This is a genomic window from Rhodococcus sp. EPR-157, assembly GCF_001647195.1.
In the GTDB taxonomy this organism is placed as follows: Bacteria; Actinomycetota; Actinomycetes; order Mycobacteriales; family Mycobacteriaceae; genus Rhodococcoides.
The window spans coordinates 1-10,379 of sequence record NZ_LVCV01000264.1 but is presented as its reverse complement, the minus strand read 5'-3'; the positions used below and the strand labels follow the sequence as shown (position 1 = coordinate 10,379).

Annotated in this window: 8 protein-coding genes; 5 read left to right on the top strand and 3 right to left on the bottom strand. The window is 61.9% G+C overall.

From position 1 onward, the window contains the following. The first annotated feature begins 118 nt into the window (after window positions 1-118). The 5 genes from A2J03_RS12145 to A2J03_RS12125 all read left to right on the top strand — a co-directional run bounded on the left by A2J03_RS12145 (window position 119) and on the right by A2J03_RS12125 (window position 6,454). Complete coding sequence (locus A2J03_RS12145) at window positions 119-1,798, top strand: Mu transposase C-terminal domain-containing protein (protein WP_068373936.1); 1,680 nt, start codon at window positions 119-121, stop codon at window positions 1,796-1,798. Window positions 1,799-1,802: 4 nt separating this feature from the next. Further along, window positions 1,803-2,741 (top strand): TniB family NTP-binding protein, encoded by a 939-nt coding sequence (locus A2J03_RS12140; RefSeq protein ID WP_068373933.1) that lies wholly within the window; start codon window positions 1,803-1,805, stop codon window positions 2,739-2,741. After that, on the top strand, window positions 2,738-3,970 hold the full coding sequence (locus A2J03_RS12135; RefSeq protein WP_197480732.1) for a TniQ family protein: 1,233 nt from the start codon (window positions 2,738-2,740) through the stop codon (window positions 3,968-3,970). Before A2J03_RS12140 ends, A2J03_RS12135 begins: the two co-directional genes overlap by 4 nt. A 205-nt stretch (window positions 3,971-4,175) precedes the next feature. Continuing rightward, entirely contained in the window at window positions 4,176-5,342 is a 1,167-nt protein-coding gene (locus tag A2J03_RS12130) for a site-specific integrase (protein WP_068373931.1), read from the top strand. Continuing rightward, window positions 5,339-6,454, top strand: a complete 1,116-nt coding sequence (locus A2J03_RS12125; protein ID WP_231912495.1) for a recombinase — start codon at window positions 5,339-5,341, stop codon at window positions 6,452-6,454. The genes A2J03_RS12130 and A2J03_RS12125 overlap by 4 nt, the downstream gene beginning before the upstream one ends. 135 nt (window positions 6,455-6,589) lie before the next feature. On the opposite strand, the gene A2J03_RS12120 is transcribed toward A2J03_RS12125, so the two are convergent. From A2J03_RS12120 to A2J03_RS29910, 3 genes are all read right to left on the bottom strand, one after another. Beyond that, a complete protein-coding gene (locus A2J03_RS12120) occupies window positions 6,590-7,618 on the bottom strand; it encodes a helix-turn-helix domain-containing protein (protein ID WP_068046087.1) in 1,029 nt (342 codons plus the stop codon). Window positions 7,619-7,817: 199 nt separating this feature from the next. Beyond that, window positions 7,818-8,480, bottom strand: coding sequence for a TetR family transcriptional regulator (locus tag A2J03_RS12115; RefSeq protein ID WP_045840684.1), 663 nt, complete (start codon window positions 8,478-8,480; stop codon window positions 7,818-7,820). Window positions 8,481-9,593: 1,113 nt separating this feature from the next. Beyond that, window positions 9,594-10,379, bottom strand: a 786-nt coding sequence (locus A2J03_RS29910; RefSeq protein WP_231912494.1) for a helix-turn-helix domain-containing protein, incomplete at its 5' end; no start/stop codon positions are given.

Sequence of the window (10,379 nt, the reverse complement as noted above, 5' to 3'; positions counted from 1 at the left end):
AAGACGGCGTCACTTTTTGCTGGCGATTTGTGGGTGAGTGCAGTGGTCTTCTGACATTCTGATGTCAGAAGTGCGCTGCACGATCGTGTTCGGCTCTCGGTGACAGGGGAGGCTTGTGGTGGACACGGGCAAGCTCGCCATCGTAGAGACCGGTGTGCTGACGGCGTCGGGGGAGCGGTGGGCGCAGGCAGAGACCCGATTCGCTGTGTTAGCTCCTATGACGGAGATGCATCCGGTGCGTTTGGCAGCGGTCGATGATGCGGCCGAACGACTGGGCTTATCGCGGCGTCGGGTCTATGCGTTGCTTGGCAAACTCAGGGACGGGACGGGTACGGTCACCGACCTTCTGACGAAGGTCTCGCCGGGTGGGCGTGGCCGCAGCCGTATATCCGCTGACGTCGAGGAAGTGATCAGCGATCATCTCACCCGCTATTTTCTTCACCGCCAGAAGCTCAGTATCGCTGCGCTGCACCGACGTATAGCATTGGCCTGTCACCGCGCAGGTCTGCCAGTTCCGGCCAGAAACACTGTCACCGCGCGTATCGCCGCCCTCCATCCGGCATCGGTGGCCAGGTCACGCGGAGGACCCGATGCCGCCCGCCCACGTCAGTCCGCCGGCGACAGTCCACCGACGGTTGCGGGGATTCTCGATCAGGTCCAGATCGACCACACCGTCGTCGATCTGATGATCGTCGACGAGTACGAGCGGCAACCGATCGGTCGCCCCTACCTGACGATCGCCATCGATGTCCTCAGCCGTTCCGTACTCGGGTTCGTCGTCACTCTGGAGGCGCCGTCGTCGATATCGGTCGGGTTGTGCCTGGGCCGCGTGTGCTGCGAGAAGCAGACATGGCTGGAGGCATGCGAGCTCGCGGAGCAGGTGCAGTGGCCGATGGCAGGGAAGCCGAAACAGTTGTATCTCGACAACGCCTCCGAGTTCAAAAGCGAAGCGCTGCGCCGCGGATGCGCCCAGCACGCCATCACACTCGAATACCGTCCTCCGGGCCGACCGCACTACGGCGGGATCGTCGAACGCATCATCGGAACGGCGATGACGGCGGTGCACGAGCTGCCTGGGACCACCTTCTCGAACCCAGCGGACCGAGGAAGGTACGACTCGGACAAGCATGCGGCTTTGACATTGCGTGAGTTGGAGCGCTGGCTGGTCCTGGCCATAGCCTCGTATCACGCGAGCGTTCACACAGGGATCGGGAACACTTCGGCCGCCGTGTGGGCCGGCGGGGTCGCCGCAGCTGGTCATGCCCCTCGTGTGGTGCTCGGCGAAACCGCGTTCCTGGTGGACTTTCTTCCCGTCATCCGGCGACGTCTGACGCGCACGGGCTTCGTTCTCGATCACGTGCACTACTTCTCGAACGCGCTCAAACCGTGGGTTGCGCGGCGAGAGGATTTGGGGCGGTTCGTGATACGACGTGACCCACGCGATTTGAGCAGAATCTGGGTCCTCGAACCAGACGGTGCCGGCTATGTCGAGGTGCCGTACCGGACGATGTCACATCCCGCGGTGACACTGTGGGAGCACAGAGCTGCTATCGCCCGTCTCCGCGAACAAGGTCGGTCGAACGTCGATGAGAGCGCACTGTTTTCGATGATCGAGCAGATGCGCGAGGTCACCGACCGCTCGCAGAAAGCCACCCGCAAGGCCCGGCGCAACCGTGCCCGCCGCACGCATCTCACCGGCGCCGCGTCTGCACCGATCCCGGCGATCCACCCGCCGGTGGAGCCTCGAACGGACGGCGGCACCGCAACGCCGGTCTTCAGCGACATCGAGGAATGGTGAGGCGATGACCGCATCGACAGGAAGCAGGGACGAACCCACCGAGTCGTCCAGCGAGGATTTGGGGCACCTGCGGGAGTCGGTTCGACCGCTCACCGCACTCGACGACGCGGACCGGATCCGGTTGATCCGGTCGGAGAGGTGGATCGGGTATCCGCAGGCCCGTACGGTCATCGACCATCTGGAGACGTTGCTGTCGTGGCCGGATCGGCAGCGTATGCCGAACCTGCTGTTGCTTGGTCCGACGAACAACGGCAAGTCGATGATCATCGAAAAGTTCCGGCGCACTCATCCGCCGATCAGCTTGTCCGACCGCGAGCAGATACCGGTGTTGTGCATGCAGATGCCCCCGGACCCGTCACCCGGCCGGTTCTACCTCGCACTGCTCGCAGCGTTGGGAACACCGACCAGGCCCCGCAATCGGGTCCACGAACTCGAACAGCAAGCATTGATGCTGCTCCGCGCCACCGGCGTACGGATGTTGATCATCGACGAGCTCCACAATGTTCTCGCTGGCCGCGACAACGTCCGCCGCGAATTCTTGAACGTGCTGCGGTTCCTGGGCAACGAACTACGCATTCCTCTTGTCGCTGTCGGAACCCGCGACGCCTACCTCGCCATCCGGACCGATCCCCAGTTGGAGAACCGATTCCACCCCATGACTTTGCCGGTCTGGACCAACACTGCCGACACCAGATCACTGCTGGCCAGCTTTACCACGAGCTTCCCCCTCCGCAAACCCTCGCACCTGACATCACCGGAGATGACCGACTACCTCCTTACTCGCTCCGAGGGCACCATCGGTGAACTGACAACGCTGCTCACTGCCGCAGCAGTGACCGCCGTCGACAGCGGAGAGGAAGCGATGACCTCATCGGTGCTCACGCGCACTCCGTACCTCGGCCCTACGGAGCGACGTCGCCAGTTCGAACGCCACCTCGCGTGAACGTGCGGCTCGCGGCGATGCCCGGTGATGCGTACGTTCGCCCGTGGCCGCTGCACCCGCAGCCACTGCCAGGTGAGGTCCTCTCGTCATGGTTGGCCCGGATATGCGAGCTGTATCCGCACATCAGGCCCTCTGACCTGCTTTCGGACCTCGAAATCGATTGTCCTGTCGAGGATCTCGACCGCTACACACCGGAGTCGATCCTCGCCGAGCTGGCCGGTCGCGGCGCAGTCCCGGTAGAGAGGGTGCGGATGATGACGTTGGCGGGGTGGACACCGTGGCTGCTCGACAGCACCGACCCCGCCGACTGCGACTTCGACACCTACGTCCACCAATTCTCGATCCTGCTACCGGCCGACCTCGCGAGGGAGGATCAACGCCGCCGCACACCCACGAGCGACGCATGGCTGCCGTGGGCGAGCACTCCGCGCAGTCGGGCATGCCCGGCATGTATCGACAGCCTCGAATCCACTGCTGATATCAACATGACTCTGCTGCATCAATATTCGGTGCTGAGCAGCTGCCTCGACCACCGTTGTCGACTCGAACCCTGCTCTGCTTTCCCTGGTCATGCAATCTTCTGGGACCAAGTCCGGTTCGGTTCGGACGAACGGGTCTCGCCCGTTCCGGTTCCCTCGGCGGTCACGGACCTCGATCGGCGCAGCACCGAGGCTCTGACGACGGGATGGGTGGAACTCGGCCCAGGCCGGGTACATGCCGCAGTGTGGTTCCGGCTTCTGCGCACCGTCGTCGACGAAGTGTCCTCGCCACTGGTTCGCACCGGACGGTGGGCGACGAGGCTCGTTGCGATCTGGAAGGCCGCCGGTCGTTCTCGCCCGCTCCGGACCGCGTGGGTTCCGTTCGAGGACCTGCACTGGGACGAGCAGGCGAAAGTCCTCGAGGCCGCAGCGATCGGCATTGCGATGGTCGAGAGCGGTGAGATCGATGCTGGCGGTGTGCACGCATCTCTGCTGAGCCCACGTCCGTATGAGCCGGTCGATCCTGGGACAGCTCCGACGCGCTCGTCTTATCCCGCACCCGAGCGCGATTTATGGGCTGACGCGCACGCTGCGGCCGAGGCCGCCATCGCGGCAGCGCGCGTCGATCCCGCATCCGCCAGTTCGTTGTACAACTTCCTGCGCTGGGGGTGCCGCACCGCAGCGGAGCTGGATGAGACGGTGCAACTGTTCCTCGACCACGGGATCCCGCTGCAACATCCGCCGACATAGCTATCGCCCGATGGAGCGGGGTCGTCCGCGATGCACGCGCGGCGACAGCCGAGAAGGCCGTTTTCGCGCCGGGGTCATAGTCACCAACGTTATTTGTGCGGTGACCAACGAGAATTTTCCTTCCCGCAGCATCTTCGACGAAACGCCAGCTGAGCGTCTTTTCGGTTCGCGAACTGTGTCGGGGGGCTCCGTTACAGTTCCCGTCATGAGAGAACCGTTGGTGAACGCGGACGCGGACGCGCTTTCGATCGTTCTCAGCGGCGGCTCGGCACCGCTTCCCGAGTTGTCGGTTGACGTTGCAGCCCGGATCGAACGTTCGATGGCATCGGCTCGGTCGGCCGGAACCCGCCGCGCCTACGCATCGGCGTGGCGACGATTCGAGACTTGGTGCACCCTGCACGGACATCAGGTGATGCCGGCGCATCCGGCGACCGTGGCCGCTTACCTCGTCGGAGCGGCCGACACACTCACAGTCGACGGGACGCGAGCGTACGCACCGTCGACGTTCGGTAAGTGGGTTGCTGCGATCGCCGACCGTCACCGCGCTACGGGCCACGACAACCCGTGCGGGCACGAGATGGTGCGCGCCACCCTCGCCGGTATCCGCCGCGACTACGCGTCGGCGGGGGAGCGGCCCCGCAATCCGCGGGCGCCGCTCTTGACTTCCGACATCACCACGATCGTCGAGTACTCGCGTCGCAGTTCGATCGGGTGGGCGTCGGAGGTCCTCGAACGGCGCGACACCGCGCTGCTGCTGATGGGCTACACCGGCGCGTTTCGACGTAGTGAACTCGTGGCGCTCGAATGCCGCGATGTCCGCCGCGACCGTCTCGACGGCGCGCACGTACGTATCCGGAAGTCGAAGACCGACCAGGACGGCACCGGAGCAGTGAAGGCGTTACCGTTCACTGACCGCTACGAGTCATGCCCGGTCTGCGCGTGGGTGCGTTGGCTGCAGATCGTCGCAGCGTTCGACACCGGCGGCAGAGTTGCTGTCATCCGAATACTCTCCCGCGCAGTGGAATTCGACTCCCATATCTGTCGCGGCACCCTTCCTGTGGTCGAGAAACGGTCCCCTCTGTTTCGGTCCGTCCGCAAGAACGGCAACCTCTCCGACTCAGCCCTGTCCGGAGCCGCGGTGCACGCGGCGATCCGCCGCCGCGCTACTCGAGCTGGATACGACCCCGTCACCGTCGCTCAGCTCGGCGGGCATTCCCTCCGTTCCGGCTTCGTCACGCAAGCCTTCCGCAACGGAGCTGAGGCGCATGCGATCATGCGCCAAACCGGGCACACCACACCCGCAATGGTCGAAACATATGCCCGCGAGCACGCCCCTCTGGTCGGCAACGCGGTCACCGAGCTCGGCCTATGACCGGGCACCCGACCGAGCCAGTGACCGGCGGCGGGTCGACCGGGGCAGATGCTGACCACGACGACCGCCCTTGTCCGATACGACCAGCGGACATCACGAACACGTCGATACCGAGGCGGGATCGGCACACGTGGTCACTGTTCGAGGACTGGTGCACCGCCCATGGCGAACCCTCACTGGCGGCCTCTCCGGAGTCACTTGCTCGGTTCCTCCACGCGCACCCCGCCGCGCCGACGACCCAACGCCGCCGGATCGCGGTGATCGACACCGCTCATCATCGGCATCTATTACCCCCTCCGGGGTGTGCGGAGATCGTTCGGGCTGCGCTGGACGTGGCGCGTACGTCGCGCCTGCAAGAGGTGGCAGCCGTGATCGGCGGAATCATCGCGCGGCTTCCCGAATACGGTTGGCCGTCAGCGTTGTTCGCACGCAGAGACGTACTGATCCTCACGCTCGCTACGACAGGTCTGCCGTACACGCAGATCGCGGCCCTGCGGGCATGCGATGTCACCGCCGATGCGGGTCTCGACGCCCTTCGCATCGAGACAGGCATCGGCGTTCATACCCTCACCTCCCTCGCGCTGGCGGGGACGGGCATCTCGCCGCGGATGGTGTATCAGCGCTGGTGTGAGGTACTCGGCCATCGGACCCGGTATCCGAGCACCCGAATGCTCGCCGACGCTCTCGATGCCGTGGACGGCACCGGGCTCGGCGGATACGACCGGTATTTCGACCCGGCCGGGAAACAGCCGCTGTCGACTCCTATCGACCGGTGGGGCCACACCCCGTTGACTGCGACCCCGCTGACCGCCCGTGCGGTCGCGGGCATCGTGCGAATGCACCTGGACGGACGGGCACCCACCCACCTGCAGCCCACTGCGCGGTCACAACATCCGGAGCAGAGCACGGCACCGGATCCAGTACCGCGGGTCCTGCTCGACCCCGGCTACTACGAACGCGGAACGCTTGCGCGTAGACACGCCCACGGTCTTCTCGACGACGTGGACTCCGTCCTCGCCGATGTCGAAACCCGCGCGGACAGCCTGTTGGAAGCACTCGTCGACTGTCTCGAATCGGAGACCGCACGCGTACCGGCCGACACCGTCGAGTGACAAGTGGTTCGTACTCGGGTCTGCACACACTCTTCTTCTCACGGCAGGGAGGCGGTGACGTCTCCGACATCTCCGAGACGAAGATCGACCAGGCCGCGAACGAACGATGCATCGATCTGACCCCGTCTGTGTGGTCTACGTCGAATCCGGGTCGTCCGAGAGTCGTGGGTTTCGGAAATCTTTCGGAGAGCGCCCGGTCCAGCGTTTGAAGGCATGAGAGAAGTTGGCGAGGTCGCTGTATCCGAGTTCGGAAGCGATCTCGCTGACCGAAACCGAGCGATCGAGGAGCCGTAGCATCGCGCGTTCGTACAGCAGCGTGTGGCGGACCTTGCTGTAGGTGGTTCCTTCTTCGGCAAGCCGCCGTTTCAACGTGCTGCTCGACATCGACAATGCTTGTGCAACATCATGGTTGGTTCGCTGTCCGAGGTCCTTTTCCAACAGTTGCCTCACCTTCTCGGCGGATGACATGGACCCACTCCGCTGGGCGAGTGTCCGCTGCAGATCAGTGATAGCGAGTCGATATGCGAGAGGGTCCGAGAACCGACAAGCCTTGTTTAGTGTGTCCTCGGGTACGTGGACGAAGGAAATCGGAGCGTCGAAGAACCGGCGATTCGCCCCCGGACCTTTGTCGTGGCTCACCTCGGTCGGCTCCGGCCAGCTCAGATGGAGTGTCACCGGCGATATGTCACCGGCGAGCATGTCCAGCAGTCGTAATAACGCCGACCCGCCGTAGGTGATGACCAAGCAGTCCAGTGCGGAATCGCCTGTGTGCGCAGTGAGCCCGACGATCAGACCGTAGTCGCCAGTGTGGAACTGCGATTTCAACGCCGTGGAGATCAATGGCAGGTATGTCAGGAGATCGACGATCTCGGCGACCGAACCAGCGCTGATCAACGGTGAACTCAGGGGCCCGAACGATGTCAACTGGGCCTGCTCGGCAAACGCAAGTCCGAGTCGAGTGGCGTGGGCGATATCGAGTTCGGGATAGACCTCCCGAAACCACCGTATCGGTGCCTGGACGTCATGCTGAATGAGCGTCGCTTCACTGGTTCCTTCGCGGTGCATGATTGCACGAAGGCGCGCGGCGGCGTCAGGGTCGAGTGCGCGGCGTTCGAGCAGTTGCACGAACGCAAGCGGTGGCACGCCCTCGTCGCTCAGCTTCACGGTGATTCCTTTGACCCGAATTCACAAGTTTATGACTCCACCGAACATAGCCGTCACCCACGTTTGCGACGACACTTTCGTCGATCACGCCAGGAACTGAGGTGGTGGCAAGCTGGACGGATTCTTGTCCGGAAGTTCGTTTGTCTTGAGAATGGGAATATTGCGTGACACCGACGCTAGCGGCGCTACACCGCTGTCGCTACGGTCGACCGAATCGAGTCGTCTTGCTCAACTCTGGATTGGCTTGAAAATCTTGGAACCCCTCGATGTACGGAGCGAGTAGGTCTGCGATATCGGTGGCGGTCTGGGCTGCGTCAGTCGGGGGCCGTGAGACATACGCCAAGGCCATCTGAACGATGGACGTGCTCAGGATATCGGCTTGGCGTTTCGGGGCTTGCACCCAGCATCGCTGAAATGTGGCAGAGAGGTGATCTGCGGCTCGCTCGACAAGCTGGGTGCTGTGAACAGTAATGAGCCGCAGGAGGTCTGCGGATGCGTCTTCTTCTCGTAGCGATCTGACCAATGGGTCACGTTCGGAGACGGCGAAAAACGCAGCCAAACCTCGGCCGAGCGCCAATCTGATATCACCAACGCAAGTGTAGAGTCCATCGTCCACCACACTGACCAGCTGATCGGTCAGTCGTATCGCGTAGCTCTCCGCCACACCGCGCCGGGACCCGAACTCGTTATAGATGGTCTGTCGAGACAAACCGGCTTCCTTCGCGACCTCGGACATGGTCACGGACTTCCAGCTCTGCCGCAGCAGGAGAGCGCTCAATGCGTCTAACGCGGTCGCACGAAGGAGAGTGCTTGCCGCTGTCCGGTAGCCACCATCAGGGCGCGCAGTGTGGACGGAACTCATGAATAGAAGTCTAGGCGCGTTCGGACATTGGTGGTGGGGGATGATGTCGCTGTCGCCAGCGCGTCGATGCTGCCAGAGATGCGACCAGTGGCGTTATCGGCGGGCGAACGAACCAGGCGCAGCGGTGAGCCGAACACCTACGAAGAACTCATCTGTTCTTTCGGTAGGTTTCCCGAGCGGCGTACAGCGAACGCAGAGCATGCAACTCGGCACAACTGCCGGCGTGTGGCGTCAGAAAAGCTCTCCATTGCAGAGGTCGGCTACGCACACCCCTCGTCTGCGTAGCTCGACCTACATCTGGCTGATTTTCACGTCGCGAATATTTCGGCGTTCGATCAGACTCGCGCACCCATGGTAAGTCAACGGAATCCACGCGGGTGCCAACATGAACAGTAGGAGCGGTGTCAATGTGAAGAATACAAAATCCAGCACGATACCTCGATTTCCACTGCATTCATGGAGGCCTGAAGAAGCCGTCGTCGTGGTGTCGATCGTACTGGATCGGCACCGTTCTGTGATATGTCCAAGTTGGCCAAAGTCGCAAGGAGTCCTTGTTCTTTATGCACAACTCATCCTTCCCTCTTTGACACATGAGGAATGGCTATCGTACAACTAGGTCGTATCGAGTTCGCTCCCGTACTTAAAGGAATCAACCTTGAATCGAGCATTGGACCGTCTCGCAGTTCGTGGTCGGGTGCTGGTCACACCCTGCCAGGGGGAGCCCGAACTGTGGGACTACGAATCCGATCCACCCTACGAGACGGTTGCTCAGCGAGCTGCGCGTCATAAAACTGCAGCGGACTCTTGCATGAAATGTCATATACTGACCGACTGCGAGCAGTATCTTGCTACTGATCCTTCGCCAGTCGGAGTGTGGGCCGGTCGAATCTTGGAGACGTCCGAAGGATCTGTCGAATCAAATGCGGCGAACATTGCGACAAGTGAAGGAATCGAGGGCAAAGAAATGGATATCAATGACCGAATCAAGTCGCTTTCACCGAATGCGGCATTCGATATTCTGATAGCAACAATCGTGAATCAGCATGGCAATGGAGTCTGACGAACGTGGCGCTGGAAACCTGGAAGGTTTGAGCCGGGTCGCAGCCACCCTGCTCAAACCGTCAACCGTGCGTCTACTGAGCCGAGCGGTATGGGTAATTTGAGTACTGTGCTGGGTGTCCACCACGCGGCATCCAGCGCAATCCTGAGGTTCATGAGGATGCCGGCATCGTCCAGCTTGCAACCGCACTCTTTCGCTGCTTGTCGGATGCGGTATTTGACCGTGTTGCGATGGATCGTCATGTCGTGAGCGGTCGCGGTAACGCTACAGTTGTTTGCCAGGTAGACTCGCAAGGTCTCGCGGAGCCAGCGGTTCCGCGCACTGTCCAGAAGCAAGCCTCCGAGTGAGTCTTCCGCTAGATCCCTTAGGCTTTCCGGATCTTCGAGCAGAAGAGTGATGGCTGCAACTTCCTCGAAAGTTACCACCGGACTGATATCGACCTTGCCGTCCGAAACCACGCGGGCCGCGCGCTCTGCCTGCCTGGCTGTCTTCCGAAAACCATTTTCACCACTCTGCACGGTTCCAATTGCTGCTCGAATTCGGCCGTACTTCTGAAGAACGTCTGTAACGCTTTCAAGGCAAATCCTTCCGGCGTGAATTATCGGAAACCAAACCAGGGATCGGGCATCGCCTTTACTGTTGACTTGCGGTCGACCGATCGTACCGAGTCTGACGTTAACGGTATCTACGAGCTGGTGCCAGGACTTGCTCGGGAATGGTTCCCGGTCATTCGTCCAAAACTCAATGGCAATATGGTTTCCTGTGAGATTGTAATATGAATCGATTTTGTATGCGTCCAAAGGATCTGTGCATGATGGCGACATTGCGCGTTCGAGTTC